Source organism: Paraburkholderia sp. LEh10 (assembly GCF_017814945.1).
Taxonomy (GTDB): Bacteria; Pseudomonadota; Gammaproteobacteria; order Burkholderiales; family Burkholderiaceae; genus Paraburkholderia.
Genome location: NZ_JAGIPX010000042.1, coordinates 21,387 through 41,112, shown reverse-complemented (window position 1 = coordinate 41,112; position 19,726 = coordinate 21,387). Strand labels below are relative to the sequence as shown.

Annotated in this window: 17 protein-coding genes and 1 pseudogene; 5 read left to right on the top strand and 13 right to left on the bottom strand. The window is 58.7% G+C overall.

The window, feature by feature from the left end; all coding sequences use genetic code 11:
• Positions 1-3: 3 nt before the first annotated feature.
• From J8I87_RS28935 to J8I87_RS28920, 4 genes are read right to left on the bottom strand one after another with little or no spacing between them, the layout of a single operon-like run.
• Complete coding sequence (locus J8I87_RS28935; protein WP_245254235.1) at positions 4-2,580, bottom strand: VirB4 family type IV secretion system protein; 2,577 nt, start codon at positions 2,578-2,580, stop codon at positions 4-6.
• The gene (locus J8I87_RS28930; RefSeq protein WP_209935539.1) at positions 2,577-3,014 is read right to left on the bottom strand and encodes a VirB3 family type IV secretion system protein; all 438 of its coding nucleotides are present in this window, start codon (positions 3,012-3,014) and stop codon (positions 2,577-2,579) included. The genes J8I87_RS28935 and J8I87_RS28930 overlap by 4 nt, the downstream gene beginning before the upstream one ends.
• Before the next feature lie 9 nt (positions 3,015-3,023).
• The gene (locus J8I87_RS28925; protein WP_209935538.1) at positions 3,024-3,374 is read right to left on the bottom strand and encodes a hypothetical protein; all 351 of its coding nucleotides are present in this window, start codon (positions 3,372-3,374) and stop codon (positions 3,024-3,026) included.
• 45 nt (positions 3,375-3,419) lie between these two features.
• Positions 3,420-4,082 carry a lytic transglycosylase domain-containing protein gene (locus J8I87_RS28920; protein ID WP_209935537.1) on the bottom strand — a complete coding sequence of 221 codons (663 nt, stop codon included), beginning with the start codon at positions 4,080-4,082 and terminating at the stop codon, positions 3,420-3,422.
• Between the two features lie 280 nt (positions 4,083-4,362).
• Between J8I87_RS28920 and J8I87_RS28915 the strand changes: the two genes are divergently transcribed.
• Positions 4,363-4,797, top strand: a complete 435-nt coding sequence (locus J8I87_RS28915; RefSeq protein ID WP_209935536.1) for a helix-turn-helix transcriptional regulator — start codon at positions 4,363-4,365, stop codon at positions 4,795-4,797.
• Positions 4,798-4,826: 29 nt separating this feature from the next.
• Here the strand turns inward: J8I87_RS28915 and J8I87_RS28910 are convergent, their stop codons facing one another.
• Together J8I87_RS28910 and J8I87_RS28905 are read right to left on the bottom strand one after the other, a co-directional pair.
• Positions 4,827-5,777 carry a PAS domain S-box protein gene (locus J8I87_RS28910; protein ID WP_209935534.1) on the bottom strand — a complete coding sequence of 317 codons (951 nt, stop codon included), beginning with the start codon at positions 5,775-5,777 and terminating at the stop codon, positions 4,827-4,829.
• A 53-nt stretch (positions 5,778-5,830) separates the two neighbouring features.
• Positions 5,831-6,217 (bottom strand): hypothetical protein, encoded by a 387-nt coding sequence (locus J8I87_RS28905; protein ID WP_209935533.1) that lies wholly within the window; start codon positions 6,215-6,217, stop codon positions 5,831-5,833.
• Positions 6,218-8,330: 2,113 nt separating this feature from the next.
• Between J8I87_RS28905 and J8I87_RS28900 the strand changes: the two are divergent.
• Positions 8,331-9,268 (top strand): annotated as a pseudogene (locus tag J8I87_RS28900) (IS110 family transposase); the annotation flags it as partial.
• Positions 9,269-10,897: 1,629 nt separating this feature from the next.
• Here the strand turns inward: J8I87_RS28900 and J8I87_RS28895 are convergent.
• Together J8I87_RS28895 and J8I87_RS28890 are read right to left on the bottom strand one after the other, a co-directional pair.
• On the bottom strand, positions 10,898-11,875 hold the full coding sequence (locus J8I87_RS28895) for a ParB/RepB/Spo0J family partition protein (protein WP_209935532.1): 978 nt from the start codon (positions 11,873-11,875) through the stop codon (positions 10,898-10,900).
• Complete coding sequence (locus J8I87_RS28890; RefSeq protein WP_209935531.1) at positions 11,872-13,083, bottom strand: ParA family protein; 1,212 nt, start codon at positions 13,081-13,083, stop codon at positions 11,872-11,874. Before J8I87_RS28890 ends, J8I87_RS28895 begins: the two co-directional genes overlap by 4 nt.
• Before the next feature lie 652 nt (positions 13,084-13,735).
• Between J8I87_RS28890 and J8I87_RS28885 the strand changes: the two genes are divergently transcribed.
• The 3 genes from J8I87_RS28885 (at position 13,736) to J8I87_RS28875 (ending at position 16,518) form a co-directional block, all read left to right on the top strand.
• The gene (locus tag J8I87_RS28885; protein ID WP_209935530.1) at positions 13,736-15,142 is read left to right on the top strand and encodes a RepB family plasmid replication initiator protein; all 1,407 of its coding nucleotides are present in this window, start codon (positions 13,736-13,738) and stop codon (positions 15,140-15,142) included.
• An 825-nt stretch (positions 15,143-15,967) separates the two neighbouring features.
• Positions 15,968-16,240 carry a CopG family ribbon-helix-helix protein gene (locus J8I87_RS28880; RefSeq protein ID WP_209935529.1) on the top strand — a complete coding sequence of 91 codons (273 nt, stop codon included), beginning with the start codon at positions 15,968-15,970 and terminating at the stop codon, positions 16,238-16,240.
• Positions 16,228-16,518: a type II toxin-antitoxin system RelE/ParE family toxin gene (locus tag J8I87_RS28875; protein ID WP_209935528.1), complete on the top strand. Its 291-nt coding sequence runs from the start codon at positions 16,228-16,230 to the stop codon at positions 16,516-16,518. The genes J8I87_RS28880 and J8I87_RS28875 overlap by 13 nt, the downstream gene beginning before the upstream one ends.
• 149 nt (positions 16,519-16,667) lie before the next feature.
• Here the strand turns inward: J8I87_RS28875 and J8I87_RS28870 are convergent, their stop codons facing one another.
• The 5 genes from J8I87_RS28870 to J8I87_RS28850 form a co-directional block, all read right to left on the bottom strand.
• Positions 16,668-16,904 carry a hypothetical protein gene (locus J8I87_RS28870; protein WP_209935527.1) on the bottom strand — a complete coding sequence of 79 codons (237 nt, stop codon included), beginning with the start codon at positions 16,902-16,904 and terminating at the stop codon, positions 16,668-16,670.
• A 395-nt stretch (positions 16,905-17,299) separates the two neighbouring features.
• Entirely contained in the window at positions 17,300-17,719 is a 420-nt protein-coding gene (locus tag J8I87_RS46395) for a hypothetical protein (protein WP_409518814.1), read from the bottom strand.
• Positions 17,720-17,864: 145 nt separating this feature from the next.
• Positions 17,865-18,419, bottom strand: a complete 555-nt coding sequence (locus J8I87_RS46390; protein WP_209935574.1) for a DUF3717 domain-containing protein — start codon at positions 18,417-18,419, stop codon at positions 17,865-17,867.
• A gap of 76 nt (positions 18,420-18,495) precedes the next feature.
• Positions 18,496-18,804 carry a hypothetical protein gene (locus tag J8I87_RS28855; protein ID WP_209935526.1) on the bottom strand — a complete coding sequence of 103 codons (309 nt, stop codon included), beginning with the start codon at positions 18,802-18,804 and terminating at the stop codon, positions 18,496-18,498.
• A gap of 53 nt (positions 18,805-18,857) precedes the next feature.
• Entirely contained in the window at positions 18,858-19,685 is an 828-nt protein-coding gene (locus J8I87_RS28850; protein ID WP_209935525.1) for a DUF932 domain-containing protein, read from the bottom strand.
• Between the last annotated feature and the right edge of the window lie 41 nt (positions 19,686-19,726).

The following is a 19,726-nucleotide window of genomic DNA, read 5'->3' as shown; positions in this document are numbered from 1 at the left end:
CCATCAGGCAGTGACAGCTTCGTTACCGGCGTCGACAGTGCGTGCCGAATAGATGCGGGCGAGCTCGGCCCGCTTGTGCTCAACACCGCGTTGGAGCTCACCGGCCCACAGCCGTTCGTCGGCACCGTGCCTTGCCGTGAGCCGCGTACGAAGCTTGCGTTCGAAGACGCGTTCCAGGTAGACCGGTAACCATACGTCCGGATCGTCTCCCAGCTCGGCGCGCACGGTGTCGCAGATCAGGACGTTCTCGCGGTCACCCGAGAACACCGCGATCGCGTCATCCATTCCGCTGATGTCAAAACTCGCGAAGGCAGACTGGTTACCCTGCTTGATGAGAAACCGGCGCGACGACGGCGTGAGCTTTTTGAACTCGCTGAATTCCTTGCGCGTCATGCCATCACGCACGTACGCCTCCTCTTCCGCCGCCGGATCGGCCAGATACAGATTCGTAGCCACGAGGCTGCGCAGGGCCGGGTACAGGTCGGCGGCCTTCTGGCCCTGCTCTGGCTGTTGCGTAATCAGCATGATGAACTCACCCTCCTTCCGGCCGCTTGCGAGCGTCTCCTCGATCTGTTCGCGAATCGTGCGGAAGCGGATGGGCAACCAGTATTCTTCCATCACGGTCTGCATGAGCCTGCCCTCTCGTCGCATCATCCTCTTGAGATGGAAAAGCCAGGCGAACGCCGGCTCCGAGGGTTCGTAGTTCTCGACAAGAAATGCCTCGACGTCGAAACCGATCCAGCGCTGTTGCGTCATGTTCAGCGACAGGTTTGGCGGGTTGTCGAACACCCACCAGAAGCGGCCGTTTTCCGATTTGCACCACAGCGACAGCCGCTGGCGAAGGCCGTCGTCGCCCTCATCCGGGATGCTGTCGAGCAGCAGGCTGAATCGCCGCAGGCGAACGTCCTCGATGTCCATTACTGCATCTACGGCGTTGCGGCACTGGATCTTCTCTGCAGCGCTCAGATCGAGCTTGATGGCTTTGCCCTGGTGATCGACACCGTTCTTGCGGCCGCAAAGCTCGACCAGCCCGTACAGGAACTCGCGATTCTCAGCGGTGTCGGCCAGCTCGAACGGCGCCCACCCAGTCGGCTTGCCTTTCTCCAGATGGACGTAGGCACCGCGCATGGCGCGGATGAAAACTTCCCAGCCTCGGCCCTTGTCCAGTACGAACAGCAGCTGACCGAACCGGGACAGCATGCCAGTGACGGCGGTCGCGACAGTCGACTTGCCGGCGCCAGTCGTGCCTTGCAGTTTCAGGTGAGCAGCGAGCTTCTCTGTCACGTTGACGTCACCCTGGCGGCTCGCATGCGGGCTGAAGTGATAGATTCCCGATGCCGAACGGAACGGAATAACAGCTGAGCCGTCACCAATCGGATTGCCCTCGGCCTTGCCGGCCGAATAGTCGTGACAGGTGAACATCGACGAGAAGTTGCGTGAAGACTGGACCTTCGGCCGTGGCTTGACCCTCGCACCAGGGACCTGCGAAAAATACGTGAAGGGTGCCGAAGCAGTCGCAAGCGCCCACTCGACACCGCATTCGTTGAGCGAGCGCGATGCGAACAGGATCCCGTTTACCAGCGCCTCCTGTGTGCTTGCGCCGTAGATCACGGCCGCGCCGTGATACTCACCGAACGACAGCTCGCCTGTATTGACGTAACCCTGCGCATCGCGCAGTTCCCTGACCTGATGCTTCGCCTTGTCGCCAGCGGACTCCAGTTTGTTGATCGCCGAGTCGATCGTGCGGTTCGACTCGAAACCCGTCATGCAGTTGAACGAATGCACGACCGTGAATTCGACTGGCAACGAGAGCAACGGATCAAGCTGGCCAAATCCCGGCTTGTCCGGGAAACTTCGCAGATCGCGGCAGGTGAAGAATCTCCGATGGTCCGGGATCCCCGGCCCGTCGATCGCGTGCGTGTCGTAGCCGAAGCGAAGGTAGCTGGACGGGATGACGTCAACACCCGGCTCGGCAGCGACAGGCAGATCGCCCGTCACACCGTTCACGAGATAGCTGACGAACCCATACAGCGGCGAGAACAGCATCTTCGTGCCGTTGATATGTGCGCGCTCGTACACCTCGAGCAGTTCGGCCTCATAGTCCACAAGCTGTTGCAGCGCCTGCCCGGCAAGCGACGCGATTTCCTTCAGCCCGTCCTCGAAATCCTCGTACTTCAGAATGATCGAAAAGTAATAGCGGTTTTCAAAGAACCGGCCACCCCTGAACTGTCCACCATGCTGCGTCGAAAACCAGTTCATGAAAGCGCTGTCGAAACGGTACTCGCGACTGACATTCACCCGCCGTCGCATGAAAGCACCGTGGTAGGCGAGGCGCCCGCCAAGGTCGCGACCCAGTTTGCTCAGAGTCTCGGTGTCACGGTCGAACTTGCGCTCAAGCACGACGCTTTCAAATACATCGAACGGCACGCCGCGCAGCGCAAGCGTCACCATAAAACGGTTTCCATCGAGGTGCTGCACGTGCTTCGTGACCGGATGCCTGAACTTCGGCATCCAGTCTTCGACAGCGCCGATTGCGCCGAGGATCCCGCTCGAGACGGTTGGTCTGCTGCTGCCCATCATGGCTCCTGCTCGAGCTCACGCAGCCTGCGCTCGCCCTTGTCCAATGGTTGGAGGAAGTCACGGAAGACGCGACGCTGCCGCCCGTATCGCAATGGCGCAAGCGTCGACGTGTTGCCAAAATTTGGCGCTGCTCGTGCGGCATTCACCCGTGCGCGGATGCGCAACCGCCAGAAGTAGTTGCGGCAGCGGAACTGCAGCCACATGATCCACAGTCCCTGATCATCGGTTTCGCATATGTGCTTGAACCACAGCAGCACCGGGAAGCCGAGAAACACGAACAGCAGCCCGCCCGGGCCAACGAAGAAGGCCACCAGCACACCCGTGAACATCGAGGCGACGACCACTACCAGCATCGCCATGTAAGGCACGCCCCAGATGGCCGCGGTGCGTCCAAGACCATTGAAACCGGGATAGCGGATTTTCTCGTCCGACATGGCGCGTACTCAGGTAAAGAGGTTCCACAGGTACGGCGCGAGCACGCCGACCACCGCGCCGACTACCGCAACCTTGCCGCCGAGGGTGACGAATTCGCTCCAGTGAGAACGATCGGCCCAGCATTCGGCACCTTTCCACAGCAGCACGCACGAAGCACAGACACCCAGAAACGAGTACAGCCAGATCTTGAACGTATTCGCACCCTCCGTCGCCGAATCAAGGCCTCCTCCGGCCATGGCAAGTCCGGGCGCAAGCAGTACTGCGCCAAGCAGCGTTGACGTTGCTGCGCCGGCTATGTGCTTCGCATCATCTTTCTGTTGTACTAATTGATTCGCATAGAATTTCACTTTCCGAAACATAGAGCCTCTCCTTTTCAAACGAACGCCGCGGCGCGGCCGGTCAGGTCATCTGCATGAATCGCTGTCACAGCCGAAGTCGCCAAAAGCATCCCACGACGGATGCGGCGAATCCTGGCGCTGCGATCGAACGGCGCGGCTAGCGGGGCTGGACTTACCCGCTCCGGCACCAACCTGCGCTGTCGGGGCGGTTGGCCGGTCCATGACGACGGGTATCGCCGGAACCATGTCGATCGGTCCTGACGTGCTCCGTGCATTTGCAATGACACGCTGAACGTAGCTGGATCCGCCGGACTGAATCCGTTCACCGCCAATGAAATTGCCGCTGTAGTAGCAACTGATTGCCGCCCGCAGGGTGTGTTGATCCTGACCGTATATGGCACTTGCCCGCTGGTAACAGTCGCGCAGGATCGCGCTGCCTGCGCGAAGGTTGGCACACGGGTCGAAAGCGGTTTCGTACGTAAGGCCGTACCGGGCGAGATTGAACCGGTTGACCTGTCCTAACCCCACGCTGAAATTGATTCCGCGGGCCTCGAGCGCACGAGCCGTGGCAACCGCCTCTTCGGAGTCCCGGGGTTGTCGGGCGAGATGACCACCGACTACCCCGATGGCGTAAGGATTGAATCCCGACTCCGTGCGCACCACCGCCTGCATGGTGACCGGGTTGACGGTTGGTGCGCATTGCTGGGCCACGGTGTCAAAGTCGATCATGTATCCTCCGTTCGCCTCTTTTCCTGCCCAATTACTACGGAAGTGTGAAGCTTGAGAAAATGCAAACCGAGATTCGCGTTTGGCTGCTCAGTGGCGCCACGTGCAAGATCAGCAATCGTGAATTGTCCACCGCTTTGACAGTTCAAGCTCGATCATGCCGCCACGCGACCGGTTAGTCAGTTCTTCGACAACAGTTCGCCAGTCCATGCATGAAAATTAGCGGAAAACCGATATTTCTGTCAAGCGGAAAACCGATATTCACCTACTCTATTGTAATCGGATGGAAAATTCTAAAGATGGACGCACACCGTTCGGGGAACGACTACTTCGCGCGCGCAAGAAGAAACGGTTCACCCAAAAACAGGTCGAGATGCATGTGGGTATCGCTCAAAGTAATCTGGCGGAACTTGAACTGAAGGGGACGGGGTCAAGCTTCACCGTCGCACTCGCGTTGCTTTACGGGGTCAACCCTGTCTGGCTTGCACTCGGCAAGGGGCCCATGTCAGGCGGCTTGCCGGCTCCCGAGTGGCTAGAATCGTTAAACGAAAGCGAACTCCAGATTGTGAACCAATTTGTTAAGGAGCTTATTGCGGCGCGAGGGCGAGGCCAAGCTGCACCTCCTTCTTCCAACGACACCATTGAAGCGGGCAGATCATCCGATCAAGGGCCTAGGCGCCAAGGCACAACGAAGAAGACAAGGCAAGGAACAACGTGATCGGGTGACTGCAGCTACCCGAGGGAAACTCACCACTTCTGACGCGTGCCTTGTGTCAGACGAGCGTCGATCTCCTCATATAGCCCGTAAGCGTCCTTCACCGCGCTGGCAGCAATGCGCCTAGCATGTGCGAGTTCCCTGGCATCCCCTGAACCCTCCTCCACGGACGCGAGCAATGCTCGCGCTCCATCCACAAGAGAAGCCCAGTCCATGATCTTGCGCAACATCTGATGGCAATATGCCTCATTCAGGGCAGGGCCATGTTCATCCGGTTGTTGCGCCACAATGCTCTCAAGCTTAGTGTCGATGACCTCAATTCCAGAGCAAACGATAAATTCTACATTCTGGTCGGGCGCAGGCCTGATAAACCTGTTCCGAAACAGGAAGGATCGCGTTCCGTTCACCGTCTCAACTACCCGCTGTACGTCGTATGGAACGCCCTGTTCAAAGAACCTTGCGATATTCTCGCGAGAACTCTTCGCCTCCTCGGGGGACATAAAGAGTTCCTGGGCGTTCTGGCCGATGACGCTCTCCTGCTTGCGTCCGGTGTACTCTTCGGCCAGCCGGTTAAATCGGTGAATGGCCCCCGATCTGTCCAGGACCACCACGACCGAGTTAACCTCGGAAACTATCCCTTCCGCAAAAGCAAGCGCCTGCATGGAATTCCTGGCAACCGATTTCGCATCGCAAAGCGCTGCGGCAATACCAGTCCATTGAGAAGCGCCGACTTTTCTCCCGAGCAGATGTAGGTCCACATGCTTGCCGAATACGTGAACGTCGAGGAGGAGTACTGATGTAACACCGGTCAGTCGTCGAACCTGCTCTATTTGCCTTTCGGTCAACCGTATGCGTATGCCGGGCTCGGCACCACTACCCACCCCGGATAGCATTAGCTCATTGTCAGGACCAGAAAATTTCCAGACAGGGCTGGACGTGCCCAGATAATCGTCGAGCTCCTGAAATGCCTTTTTCCTTTTCATTCGACCACCACCGTCCAATAAACTTCACCACAGATGCTTTGCGTAGGTTACGGCTAGCGAGCCCGTCTTTTAGGCAGTTGAAGGACGTTTTTTGGGATGGCCTCTTCGAAAGCGGCAATCATTGATTCCGTCGGAACAAACTCGGAGTTCGCGGATGCAACGCCGCGCCACTTGCAAAACGAAACTTTTCGTCCAACGAGGTAAACGGCAAGGCGCTCGCCAGCTATGGTTATAACGCAGCGCACCTTTGCCACATCGTTACCCAATGCCCGGATTCTGGCCACTTGAAAGGCATCTAGTTCAGAGGTTACGCATAGAGCATCGCCTGTACCTCCGAAGCAGATCGTGTTGCTGTCATTGGTCACCTTCCAGAAGGGATTGGCCGCACCGATGCGCACCTGAAGAAAGGCAGCAACATCGAGGTCGTTCGTCAAATCCATCGCAGCTGACTCCTTGACAATACTCGCAATCCTGTAGATCTAAGGATTCGATCTGGTCCACGGTTCCTGCCGGATGCCTCCGCAACCTTCTTTGCACATGGGGAACCGATGCGCTCTTTCTAATGGTTTGCTCGACATGAAGCGCAAACGTTTGCGTTGCGGGTCGGCCTACCGGCTAAACTTCAGCGCTCCGCCGTCATCCGTAAGATTCGAGCGTCGAGCGTGGGCTGAACGTACCGGATTGGGACTCTCAACATCGCATGAGCGTCGTCGAAATCGAGCATGAATGAAACTACATTCTCGAGGTGCGCTGACGCGACGTTTGTTACGAAATTTAACGTCGAAGCGGGACGTTATGCGTCGCGGGTCGCTTTTCCACAAGCGCGACCAGATAGCGACAGTTAGGCGTGGGAACTGGCCCGAACAGTCCGTGACGTCTGCGCAGTAGGGAACCTGTTACTCACGCGCTGCGATTAAACGCCTTGCCAGCGGCGAACTGCACCGTCCCAGCCAAAGGGGCCTGGAGAATGGGGACGATTTATCGGCGCAGGTCGAACAGAGCTGGGAATGACAGAGCCCAGAACTGTTGATCGTAATCGTCTCCCGCATGACGAACACACGCCTAAAAGCCCGGACAATGTCGTGCGCAATCGGGCGATCTTCGACCGAAACCGGATACCCTGGCAGATGACGGCACGAGACGAATCGCTGCACGCCCGTCGACGGAGTCTTTGAAGAACGCGCCGGTGACGCCGACTGTCGACGAGAAGGCCGAAACCGGCGCCCCCTCTGCTCATACTGCATGACTGGGGATGACGCGCCGGTTTCACGCCCTGTTTTCCGGGCCGCATTTTGCAGCCGCATTCTGTTGACCACAAAACTCTGGCCGCCTGTAGTCCGTAGGACTTTTGCAAGTCCGTCGCGTTGCTTGCTAACGGCACGGTTATCAAGGGGTCAGGCATGTGGGTTAGGTATGGGCGGCGTCCCGCGACATGTTGTGTTCCCCAACTCACTCTACGGGTCCGCTGCATTCGCGGCTCCACGGCGCCGCGCCCTTCCCTCCCTGTCCTTTCACAGCCTGCTCCCACAGGTGCCTCCGGAGGAGCGTTGGCGATCGGCCCGGCGTTCGTCACGTCGGCAGCACACTGCCTCTCGAGGTCGGCCGGCGCGCGGATACGGCAGAAATCGAGAGGCGGATCCGAAACCACTATATTCTCGAGCATGTCAACCGAGCAGAACGCCGCCGCATCGCGGCCTGGCATGCGCTGCGGCCAAAGATTGCCGCGTTACTGGCTATTATTTATGTTTCCTTCGCCCATGCAATTAGCGTAGCTTTGAGCTAGCTCGGGCTTTGAGAATGCGAAGTGAATCGTCTGAGTCCATCGAGTTTGAAGAAAGACTACACAATACGTATCATTTGATACGCGCAGACGTTTGTAGCGACCGCCGCGCGACAATTGCGCTGAGCGGATGGTCTGCAGACTCCGGATTCGCGGATTTCCGTGAAACATTTCTGCCAAGATGGTCGTAAGCCACTGTTTCGCATAGCTTTAAACTGAACTGTGTCTTTTGCCCTGATGTTTCACATCGGTTCCCCTTCGCGCTGCCTCTGCGAGGTAATCCGCGATAGCTCGTTCGCGCGTTCTGCGCCTTACCCTGAACCGTGTGGGCAGGGTTTCTCGTCGGTTTCCCAAGACTTGCGGATCATCCGTCCCTCTTTAACCATCGGTGCGTGGCTAGATGAGCAATCGCGCCCATTGCGCGCTCGCCATAGTTCGCAGACCTAACCATTAGTCCGCGCTTTTCGGGCGAGGCCCGCATTCCGAAAAGAGAAGCAAATCGTTCGCTCACAAAGTCAGCATGCTGCTGTTGCGCCGCCCCGTTACTGTCTTCATTCCTCGACTATCGAGGATTCGGCCAGCTAGGGCCGGCATGATTCTCGCCCCCAGTCGCAGTCATGATCCTTATAGGGCGGTGTTGTCACCGGGCCTGGTGGGTGGCTGGTGATCGCTAATAGGGGCTCGGCCAGGTTATCTTGAGGCCGTCCGTAACGTGGTTGCCGAGACTTGCCACCGATGTTGCAGGCCAAACCGTTCAACCTGCAAAGCCTTCGATGCAAGAAAACAAACAACATAGCTCTGTCGACGTATTCGTCGGCGTCGATGTCGGCAAAGGCCACCATCACGCCGTCGCCCTCGATCGAAGCGGAAAGCGCCTTTACAACAAGGCGCTGCCCAACGATGAGGCCAAGCTGCGCGCCCTCATCACCGGACTCAAGACGCACGGCCAGCTTCTTTTCGCCGTCGATCAGCCCGCCACTATCGGCGCGTTGCCCGTAGCAGTCGCCCGTGATGAAGGTGTTCTCGTTGCATATCTACCGGGTCTGGCTATGCGCCGCATCGGTGAAGCCAAGACTGATGCCCGCGATGCCTCCATCATTGCTGAAGCTGCACGCTCAATGCCGCATACGCTGCGCTCACTTCGGTTGGCTGACGAACCACTCGCCGAACTCACCATGATATGCGGCTTCGACGACGATCTCGCGGCCCAGATCACGCAGAACAGCAACCGCATACGAGGTCTGCTCACCCAGATCCATCCGACGCTAGAACGGGTCTTGGGACCGCGCCTCGATCATCCGGCAGTGCTCGATCTACTTGAGCGATACCCGTCACCTGCTGAGCTCGCCTCAGCCAGCGAGAAAACTCTCGCCAACCGACTCATCAAACTCGCACCTCGCATGGGCAAGAGCCTAGCTGCCGAGATCGTCCAGGCGCTCAGAGAACAGGCTGTGATCGTGCCCGGTACTCAGGCAGCAACCATCGTCATGCCGCGCCTTGCCCAGCAGCTCGCGTCCTTGCGCAAGCAACGCGAGGGGTTGCCAGCGAAGTTGAACGCTTGGTGCACGCACACCCTCTTTGGCCGGTCCTGACCAGCATGCCGGGAGTCGGCGTCAGGACCGCCGCCCGACTCCTCACTGAAGTCGCTCACAAAGCCTTTGCATCGGCTGCGCATCTCGCCGCATACGCTGGCCTGGCCCCGGTTTATCGAAGCGTGGCCGAAACACTAGCACGCTGCGCTCCGCGAATGTGCTCGTGGGCGCGTTACCTGTAACTCAACGGTCTCAGTTGAACGCGAGCAGTACGAAGGAGGCCGTCGACGTTGGCGGTCACTCGGCCGCGAGCGTCCAGTGGAGCGTTCGTGCTGTCGCCGGCGGGAATCGCTTCGGATTTGCGGGACATCTCTGCCGCCGATCATCGAGCCCATTTCCCCACGGGGGTTTGCCTACGCGACAGACTGCGCCGAGCGGAATCCGGCTGCTCCGCCTCTCGACGCACCGGTGCGTCGGTGATGGCACCGCTTCTGGGAGCGCTTCGCTGCTGCTCAGTCGTCGCTTTGCGGCCGGAGCCTCCGGCAAGACGCACCACGGCACGAAACCCACTTTCATCCGTTCACATCGCGAGGGGAGTCCTAGCGCCTCTTCATCAGAGCCAGCGATGAGCTCAGCACGCGCGCACAACGCCACAGCGCGCTGCAGAAGATGAGGCACACAGCTGCACCAAACCATGCATATGTACCACGCGCTCGAAACTGGCAGCGATCTGTGAGACCGTCAGGCTGGCGTCGGGCATGCTAGCCTAAGCGCGCCCGTGCGGGCCTTCGGGAGAATGAGTTCGGCAGCACTCGAGGAGTGTTTTGGGCGCGGTGCCAGACGCGCCGTGGGCCATTTGGCCACCTAACGGACATTGGACGAGCCGTTGCTTGTGCGACCGGTGCAAGGAAATGGCCTTTCCGGACGGCAGAGCAAAAGACAAACTTCTGGATTGCCGTCTTAAGCAAGCCACATCGTCTTCGACGCGCTCCACATCGCGTCAACATGCCTATCTGCGCGCCGCTGTCGTTCCGCGCCGTCGATGGTAGGTGAGAATGCACCGTCGCTAGCGCTTTTCGGAGTGTGTTCTAATTAGAACACACTCCGCCGGCGCGAGCCTCGGGCCAACGTCGCACGGCCCTCCCGCCATCCTGGAGAGGGTGGTCGGACAGGGTGGTTTGCAAAAGCGTGGACTCTCCCCGGTTAGCGCGGGCGTACTCTAAGCAACCGGATCTTGGCCGAACGACGATCGAAAATGCAGTGTTCTAATTAGAACACCTTCAGCCGCTCACCCTCAGAAGAGATCGTGCGGGTTCCCGCTCCAATGCTGGAAGAAGCGCGAGCACCGTTTCGGATGCATCGGAAGTCATTTTGCTGCGACGGATCGTGGGGCGATATCCTGGCGATTGAGTGAGAGGAGCGGGCGGTACCTTCCCCCTTCGCCGCCCAGCGCGAACGGCATTCAAATGATCGCGGGCTGTGACTCTTTCGTCCGGGCGCACCCGATTGATCTGCGCGCCACAAGCGTTAGTCCTCTCAAACAGATAGATGTTCGACTTGGCGCCTCGTACCGTCGCAAAGCGACCGCTGCCGTCCGAACCAATGTCTATAGCGCTGGTCGTGGGAGACAGTTCTTATCTTTTAGTGACGCCCCATGGAGGGGAATACGCCCACCTCCAACGTCTGGCGACCTGTGCACCTTACCCGCTTCGTCTGGCACGCGGCGCCGCGTACAGGACATGCGCTGATAACTGGGCATGCATCATCTCTCGAAAATGACGCGCCGGAGGCGCATTCGGCAATGCGCCTTACTCAGGCCGGACAGAAAACATTTTCCCGATGTGCTCGCGAAGCTCACTTTCCTGTTCTTCCGTCATCACGCCGGCCTTGAACTTGAACGTTAAACCTTTGACATCCTTCGTAATACTGCCAGCCTGAACCTTCCCGGCAAAGATTTTAAGGATGCTTCGCCCCCCCGCGTCACTCGCCGCGAGACCGCGTGAAACCTGTGCTGTTATGGATGCACCGACCTTTGTCTGAGCCAGGTCGCCACCAAGCACAAGCGACCATAATTCCTTCAGCGCCTTTAGGCCGGGCTCACCCGTTTTCTTCAGTACATTCGCTATATCCTGAGCGGAATTTGCACCCAGCACCGACGGAGTCAGGTCCAGGTCCCGCTTGACGAAGTCAGGCAGATCGTCGAACGCCAGGAATTTATAGAGTTCGTTGCGGGTAACGCCCATCACTTCCGCCAGGCGGGTACGATTCGGAAACTCGCTTTCCGCGCGACGGACCGCAATTGCAATCTCGTAGTCAGAGAGGTCATCGCGGGTGACGTTTTCCATGAGTGCGTAGGCTGCCATGTCCTGGTCGGAGCACTCGATAACGACGCCGCGGATGGTCTCCCGGTTGAGAAGCTTGTGCGCACGCCAGCGCCGCTCACCAGCAACCAGCTGGAAGGTTTCCCCCACCCGTCGGACAGTGACTGCCTGTAGCAGACCAGCCTCGGCAATCGAGCGCGCCAATTCCGAGAGCTTCGACTCGTTGAACTGTCGGCGCGGCTGCCAGGGGTTCGGCACGATGCTGTTCACCGCAATTTCTGTATCGACGCCTTTCGACTCCAGCTCCTGGATACGAAGTTGGGCCGCGGCAAGCGCGCTCGTTATGCCAGGCATTGTTTGCGGTCCCCGGCCGCCTTTGTCCTTCTTGCCCCCTTCCTTAAAGTCGGCAGGCGTTGGCAGGTTTGCTGTCTTTGCCATCAGCTGTTCGCGGATGTTATTGCTCATGCCGACTCCTTCCAGGATTTCACAAACATGTCGTCCAGCCATCGCGCGTACTGCATCATAGGCTGCCGGACACGCTGTAACGACTTGGCCGTCGAATGTGTGCTGACGACGTCGAGCGCTGTCGAAAATGACAGCGCTCCCCCGCTCATCACTGAGCTGGATGGAATTTCAAACGGGTCAAGCCACCGCCCATAGGCACTTTGCGCCCACTGCCGAACCACAGGTGCAGAGGACGTTTTTCCGTAGTCCACTTTCGACAACAGAATGGAAATAAACTCATATGCTTTATCTTCCTCGTACGGCAGAAAGTCTTCCGCTACGTCTGAAAACAGACGCCAGAACGCCAGGGAGCTAATGAAGTCCAGATTCTCCGGAATCATCGGCATCACAAGCGCGTCGGCCGCCAGCAACGCATTGAGGTTCATGTATGACAAAGACGGAGACGTATCAATCAGTATGTAGTCGTACTGCGATCGGAGCGGTTCAAGCCCCTGCCGAAGTACCGACCAGAACCGGTATCCCTGGACGGTCTTCTGTCGGGCCGGCAGTAGGAACTCCGCGCCGTACAGGAACGTATGCCCCGGGATGATGTCGAGGCCGTCCCAGTAAGTCGACTGCACCTTCGCGCTCAGCCCGCCCTCAATGTTGTGGTCATAGATGTACGGCAAGACAGTGTCCTCACCGGAAATCTCCTTCTCCGCGTACAGTCCGCAAAGTTCGGATGCAGAGGCCTGAGGATCCAGGTCGATGAGAAGCACATTCCGTCCAAGCAGCGTCAGAGCCTGCGCGAGGCAGACCGTTGTTGTGGTCTTTGCGGACCCACCTTTCAATTGCGCCGTGGTAAGCACTTTGCCCTTGAAGTTGCCGTCCTCGTTTCCAAGCCGCGTCTGGTAAACGTCGGAAGCCATCTTTACCCAGGTGCGTACTTCCGGCAAGGTAAATGTCCGACTCCGACCATTGCCGTTGAGCGTGCCGGTCGGCAGACTTGCGTCGTCCCTAGTCACCAGATATTGGATCTGCTGACGTGTCAGACTACACATTTCGGCAAGCTCGCTGATCGTATAGATCGGTGCAACCTTGCGTGGCCGCGGTGCGAGAATTTGCTCTCGCAAGTTATCGGAGAAGGGTTCAAGGTTGTCAGCGAATTCCGCGACTTCCCTAAGCGAGACCCTTCGGTCTTCCATCGGTAAGGTGCCTACGTTAGCCATTCTGCGCTTTTCCATTGAATTGACGTCGAAGCGCAGAATACACGAATCTGCGTTAACAGGGTTGTATCGAGCGAGTTTTTTGTCGCCTCACATTGGGAATACTGCCACGTCCCTGATTTTGAAGACTTTTTTTCCACGCTATTGATGTGCTTTGCACGACCGATAGCTGACCGCTGGTCAGGGCTGGCGATCCGCCTTGGCAGTCGCCCTGTACTTGAGACTACGATGCGCACAAAAAGCACCCCTTGGGCGGTTTTTGTGCCAGCCTTTTCACAAGGATTTCATCCGTATTTTCAATGACTTAGACAACCTATTTCCCTAAAGGCCATTGTTTTCCCCGCGCAGTTTGTATAGTTTTTGTAAACATAAAACCTACTAACCTACATACGCGAAAAATAAACCGTTTAAAATCAAAGACGAGATGGGATTTTGGGGGTGGTTTCTGTGATGCTCGGGGCGGTTTTTGTGCCCACTAAACCGCAAGTTGTGCGACCTTGAGCGGTTTTTGGGAAAATCGGGTCGCAAATTGTGATGGCTACCGCGAAGCGGGGCGGTTTTTGTGCGCGGTTTGCAATGCGGGGGCAGGGCGGTTTTTGTGTTGACAGATGATGCCCTGCTGATAGAGTGCGTTGAATTGCGCAGAACCTGACGAATGGAAAATCAAACGCTTCCCGCCACCCCACATCAGCTTGCCCTGGACATCTATGACGACATGTCCGCAGTGGGTACGCCCATTCACGAGGCGAGCAGGGACATCGGCTTTCTGCGGAACAATATTTTCACGCGGGTCGGCGGTCTCGGCATCGCCGCTCGGCGAGTGCTGGACGCAGCCTATTTCATTGTCGCGACCAAGTCGCCGGACGAACTTGTCGACGACAAGGTGTACACGTTCACGGCAGACATCAACTACTTCAAATGGTTGATGCGATACGACAGCCGCAATCATAGTCATCTCATCGCGCAAATGAGAGCGGCGGCGAAGGCTCGCGTAGAAATCATGACGGCGCCATCGATCGAGGAGCTGACCGAGAAAGACTCGTGGGGGACGATCAGTCTTCTGGGTGATTGCTACATCGAGCGCAACGTCGTGTGCATCCTGCTCGCCGGCAGGGTAATCAAATATCTCATCAGCCCGTATAAAGCGCACTGGCTCAGCTTGCGTGCTTCGACCGCGTTCTCCCTGTCACTGGCCCGTGCCATCTATGATCGGCTCATTCCATGTGACGGTCATGGTGTGACGGAGTGGTTTGCGTATGAAGAAGTCTTGGAGTGGCCTGGGAAGGTCGGCGAGTCGCGTAGGGAAGTCAAGGAATTCAAGAAGCGGTTTCTTGAGCCGGCAATGCTCCAGCTCAATGAAGTTTCCGACTTCGAGGTGAACTGGGAGCCGAACGCGGAGCGCATTCCGCCAGAGAAACTCAAGATCCGTTTCCGTTTCAGGAAGAAGCGAGGTGCAGACGCAGCACGGGCGGGCATCCAAGACGACATGTACCTCCTGCTGCACAACGAGTTTGCGTTTGACACGCCCGATTTTGAAATGCTCGCCAAAAACCGCCACGTGTGGACCGATGAGCGGCTCGAGCAGGCGATCGAATACACCCGGCACAAGTTGAACCAAGGCAAGGTGACGAAAAGTCCGAAGGGTTATCTTTTCAGGGCGCTCGATGGCAATTTCCGGTTGGGGGATGCCGATCGGAGAATGGCAGCGATCCAGGTGAGGCAACTGGAGGCTACCGAGAAGGAAATTCGCACTCGCACCGCTTCAGAAGCGAGGGTGCAGGCGAGCATTCAGGTCGAGGCCGAAAAGGCAACTTTCAAATTGAATGCTGAAATCAGGGCGGGTCGCGAATTCTTTGAGTCTGCGGACAGCGGCCTGCGGCAGGACCTGTTTCATTCCTTCGTCAGCCAACGCCTGCAGCAGCGACTTATCGAAAGACAGGGCGTATCACGGGATTTGCTCAGTGCCGAGAACATCCTCTCGGTGAATCGGGTTGTCGCAGATGCATTCGGCTCGCACGTGCACGCGAAGGTGAAAAAACTACTGCCTCGAGGACAGTCCTGACTTCGAGCGTCAGCCTGAAGGCACGTTCTGAGAAATGCAAAAAAGCTAGCGCGCCGAGGCAGTGATGAAAGCACTTCGCGCGGGCCGACTCTTGCGGAACCGACGGGAGCAGGGTCCGGGCGCGAGAGCGCACAGTGTTTCGACCAGCGCTTGCCCGAGTATGGCGGCACGGGCAAACCGGATCCGACGCAGCCCTAGATTCGATGGCAATGGGTCTGGCAGCAGAGCTGCTCGAACCTCGCCATGGTCGCTCTACTCGTGATCGTTCAGAACTTGCAACTGCCCACAGCGCGGCGGCGCCGTACGCACTGACTTTAGCCCACGGGATCACGCCCGCGTTCCTATGGCTTCCTGCGCGTCTTAGGCGCGCCCGCGCCCGCGGCAGCGGGCCGCGTGAGCGCGGCATGACAGTGGGCAGGGGCTTTGCCCTGATGGCATCGGAAGCAGTACGTGCTTCCTTGCGCCCGGCCCGCAGGCGCACCAGTTCGACGTACCTCTCCTGTTCATGCCGTCCGGCTTCCTCGAGCGTGCGCCCGCGCGCTGCCTAGCCTCGACGGCCGCGTCAAGTTTCGCCCGGCGACCGCCGTGGCCTGTACCGCCTTCGCGCATGCCGCCTATTCGGTTTCGAGCCTGCGCAACGCCTGCGCGAAATCCAGTGACATGTGTCAGCCATGGTGCTGACACTTGCTGCAAACTGTCGAGCGGAGAACCTTCGACACAGAATTGGACTACGAATTCCTTGCTCCCTAATTGCCCTTGGCCTAGACGAACGGCTAGGTGATAGCTATAGTATTAGATGGTAATACCTTCGAATATAGGTGTCACATGGCAACGACGATCAAGCTCGATGACGAGCTGAGAAACCGGGTGCATCGCCTCGCAGGCCTGCGCGACCGCTCGGCGCACTGGATCATGCGGGAGGCAATCACGCAGTATGTCGAGCGTGAGGAAAGACGCGAGACGTTCAGGCAGGACGCAATGCGCGCGTGGAACGATTATCAGGCGAATGGCCTGCATGTGACGGCCGAAGAGGCCGACGCGTGGCTGGCGAAGCTCGAGGCGGGCGAAGATGCGGAGCCGCCTAAGTGCCACGAGTGATATGGACGCCGCCTGCGCTGAACGATGTGCAGCGACTGTACCGCTTTCTCGCACCGAAGGATTCGGACGCTGCACGTCGAGCCGTGCAGGCGATACGCGCGGGCGTGAAACTGCTCGCGCATCAGCCGCGTGTCGGCCGCCCGGTCGATGACATGGCGCCTGAGTTTCGCGAATGGCTAATCGACTTCGGGGACAGCGGCTATGTCGCGCTCTATCGCCTCAATGATGAAACAGCCGCCATCTTGGCTGTGCGGCATCAAAAAGAAGCGGGCTACTAAAGGTAGGGTAGCGACGACACTCAAGGCCAAGAGGTCGGCGATGATGGAGCAGATGCCGAATGGCGAACCCAATTGTCGGGCAGGCGATCGTAACGAGGGCTATTGCATGAGACTTCGGCGAGCCTATTCGATGAGCGGCCCTGAATTCCTCAGAAGTGCTGCACGGGCGACTGCAGGGATTTTTCGCGTACCACGGCGATAGCATTCGGACGGCGGTCGCCGCTGATTTCCAGCCGCGAAGGATAGACCGCCGTCGGGCAAGCTGGTAGTGACGCAAAACTTGCAACCATCGACATTGAAGCGGAATTGTCGAATCCAGTGCCTCGAAGCAAAAGCTCGATCACGCGGTGGACGGCCACGGGCGCCAAAATACCCGTGCTGGACACACGACCGAGCTGCAACCCCACCGAATAGCGGCCGGCATTTTAAGCAATATTGGGCGCCAGGCGGGAACATAAAATTTCAGCTAATCGCCTGAGGCGAGGGCGGGCAGTTTGGCCCGATGTGATGGCGCACGACGTGCGGCGTCGCGATGGCGGCATCTGTGAAGCTGTGGCTTGGAAGGCCACTATACTCTTCAACACGCAGTTGAATGTCTAGGGAAACTATGCTTCCTAATCTGACTTATCTTGTCAGCGACATTCGCGCGTTTTGTCACGCTATCGCCACCGCGGCCGGCATCGTCATTCTCTTCCCGCCAGCGGTTTGCGATTTCAAAGTTCGTCGTCACGTTTCCCGGTGTCAGGGCGACGCTGAAGTGCCGGGCGGCCGAAGCTGGACCTCACCCTAAGTCCGTCCAAGCGTTTATCACCTTGAGTTTTTCCTGAGCCTCAGCAATGCGCTGCTTCAATTGCGTCGGAATGTTGTGGGCCTTACCCAGCATGGTTACGGCGTGCTCGGCTTGCCGGATGCGGATCAGCGCATCACGGCATTCGGCGATACTGCCAACGGATGCGGGCACTTTTCCACTCCAGATGCTTTCGATCCATCGTTCGGCCTGCTGGATACTGTCCACGAGCGCCCCATCCTGTCCTTGTTTCGCCGGGTCGGCCGCGTTGGTGTCCTGATCAGCGACAGGTGTTTCTCCGCGCCAGATGCGCTCAAGGCCTGCGACATCACAAAGTAACGCCCAACTGGGGTAGGGGATTGGCGCTTCCCCACCAGTGTAGCGCCGAATACCACGACCGGTGGCTCCCTTCATGCCCAGGAGACGCGCCGCGGCGGCGCCAGTCAGTCCTGCACGTCTGAGTACCTCACGGACTTCCTCACCCGTAGGTTGCGCCCACAAGTCATCAGCAGGTCGCAGGCATTCGGGTCGAATAGGTATCTGTGTTCTGTCGGTCACGTTAAGTTCTCTCTTGCTGCAGATGCGCACGATGCGCACGACTCTGTTGTATCCAGCCCCCACGGCTCCGCCGCGGGGGATTCACGCTCCCTTCAGTCGCTTGACGACCCCGTACCGGGGTCTGCATCCGCCCGAACCGGATCGTCACACCGCGATCCGCGGCGCGCCGGCACTCTCCCCACGCATCCCGCGCGGATCCCCGTGCGCCTCGATCCGGGCGCGCGGCGCGCGCGACGTACCCATGATTATCCAATGTCTGGCTTGCAGGAGGGAGGGTCGGGCGGAAAGCGGCGCACCGGCCAACGTCCGGAGATGCCGACGCCGGCCCGCGAACGCCGCCTGACCTGGCGTTGGTCGTTCCCGCTGATTCAACGCCACCCAGAAGATGTCCAACTGTCCAACTGGTCATCGTTGAGTTTTCGACGAGATCGGCCCGCTCGATGATCACCAGGCCGTAGAGGTCAGCCAGCGGACGAGCATTCGCGCAGAGTGCATCACGCTCGCCGGAAACCTGCAGGGCGCGCCAGTAATCGATCGCCTGCCCAACCCCGGCGATTGCAAAAGCGGTTTTATTTCATAAAAGCCTCGCAGGCCCGCGCAATCGTCGCGCAGGCGTTGATCGCCAGTCCGATCTATTGCAGATGGCCCCGGTGTTCGATGGCCATCGCGATGGGTGCGGAAGGCGGCACGCGATCGAAGTCAGCCAAGGCGGAACGGGCGATTGCGCGCAACTCCTCGCGATGCATGTCGATTGCATGGACGTCACTGTCCAGCATGTCGGCGATGCGATTGAGTGCGTGAGCGGACCGCGCCCCCGCGTCAGCCGACAGCGCCATGCGGTACAGTTCGCCGCGAACCTGGCTCCGGTCGCCGTATTGCCAGATAGCCAGAAGCGGCAGCAACGTGGCCAGCCACGTCGGGCGGGTGTTGAGCGTATCCATGCGGTATCCTTAGTATTCGAAGGTACCCCGACCCGCAGGCCAGGGCGAGCCGGTTAGCCGCGCAGGCGGCGCATCTCGTCGGCAAGTACCCACAGGGCACGGTTGAGACGGATATTCTGGTCAATACCCGTCACGGCGCGCGTGGTGGACGCTCGGCCAGCCGCATTGCGACCACGCAGGCCGCCACGCGTTAGCGCCTCCTGAAGACGATTGAAGGTGGTCCAGAGATCTGACCCACGGTCCTCAATTCGACGCGGCGCGAGAAGCTGTGCTTCCGTGACCGGCGCGGGCTTGTCATCGTCGTAGCGCAGGGCAAGTGCCGCGCGTGCGAAGGCGTGCTGTTCGCCCTCATCAAGCACCATCTCAACCATGCGTTCGCGCCGCTCCGTCTGCTCGTCGAACCCTTCAAGCACCTTGAATGCGCCTTCGATTACTTGGTCGATGACGTCGCCTTTATGTGGCACGCGGATATCGCTCAACGCATTGCCGCACACAATCCCGTTCTGGCACGCAAAGCGGATCATGCCGGAGAGCATCTGGTAGCTCGACTGGCCATTGTGGCTGTTGAGGAGAATGACTTCGTTTGCCTCGCGATTGTTGATCTGGGTCTCATGTCTGAGGCGAAGCATGTGTTTTGTATAGTCGCGCATCCCGCCGTCCCGCACGCGGGTCTGGCAGACCATAAATGGCTGAAAACCTTCCTTGCGCAGGGCATCGAGCACATCGACGGTCGGAATGTAGCTGTAGCGCGACGAGCGGCTTTCATGCGGAGCGTTGGCAAGGATGGAAGGGGCGACCGTCGCGATTTCATCATTCGACAGCGGATGATCGGAGCGCAGGGCGACGGCGTTGCGGCTAAAACGGCTTGCAAGCATGTTCATTTCATTCCTCGATCAGGGCGTAGCCCCGACCCGCGGGCCGG

Bases quoted from the DNA above. Each gene is read 5' to 3' on its own strand.
- J8I87_RS28935 (WP_245254235.1), bottom strand. From the start codon at position 2,580: ATGATGGGCAGCAGCAGACCAACCGTCTCGAGCGGGATCCTCGGCGCA.
- J8I87_RS28930 (WP_209935539.1), bottom strand. From the start codon at position 3,014: ATGTCGGACGAGAAAATCCGCTATCCCGGTTTCAATGGTCTTGGACGC.
- J8I87_RS28925 (WP_209935538.1), bottom strand. From the start codon at position 3,374: ATGTTTCGGAAAGTGAAATTCTATGCGAATCAATTAGTACAACAGAAA.
- J8I87_RS28920 (WP_209935537.1), bottom strand. From the start codon at position 4,082: ATGATCGACTTTGACACCGTGGCCCAGCAATGCGCACCAACCGTCAAC.
- J8I87_RS28915 (WP_209935536.1), top strand. From the start codon at position 4,363: ATGGAAAATTCTAAAGATGGACGCACACCGTTCGGGGAACGACTACTT.
- J8I87_RS28910 (WP_209935534.1), bottom strand. From the start codon at position 5,777: ATGAAAAGGAAAAAGGCATTTCAGGAGCTCGACGATTATCTGGGCACG.
- J8I87_RS28905 (WP_209935533.1), bottom strand. From the start codon at position 6,217: ATGGATTTGACGAACGACCTCGATGTTGCTGCCTTTCTTCAGGTGCGC.
- J8I87_RS28895 (WP_209935532.1), bottom strand. From the start codon at position 11,875: ATGAGCAATAACATCCGCGAACAGCTGATGGCAAAGACAGCAAACCTG.
- J8I87_RS28890 (WP_209935531.1), bottom strand. From the start codon at position 13,083: ATGGCTAACGTAGGCACCTTACCGATGGAAGACCGAAGGGTCTCGCTT.
- J8I87_RS28885 (WP_209935530.1), top strand. From the start codon at position 13,736: ATGGAAAATCAAACGCTTCCCGCCACCCCACATCAGCTTGCCCTGGAC.
- J8I87_RS28880 (WP_209935529.1), top strand. From the start codon at position 15,968: ATGGCAACGACGATCAAGCTCGATGACGAGCTGAGAAACCGGGTGCAT.
- J8I87_RS46395 (WP_409518814.1), bottom strand. From the start codon at position 17,719: ATGAAGGGAGCCACCGGTCGTGGTATTCGGCGCTACACTGGTGGGGAA.
- J8I87_RS28855 (WP_209935526.1), bottom strand. From the start codon at position 18,804: ATGGATACGCTCAACACCCGCCCGACGTGGCTGGCCACGTTGCTGCCG.
- J8I87_RS28850 (WP_209935525.1), bottom strand. From the start codon at position 19,685: ATGAACATGCTTGCAAGCCGTTTTAGCCGCAACGCCGTCGCCCTGCGC.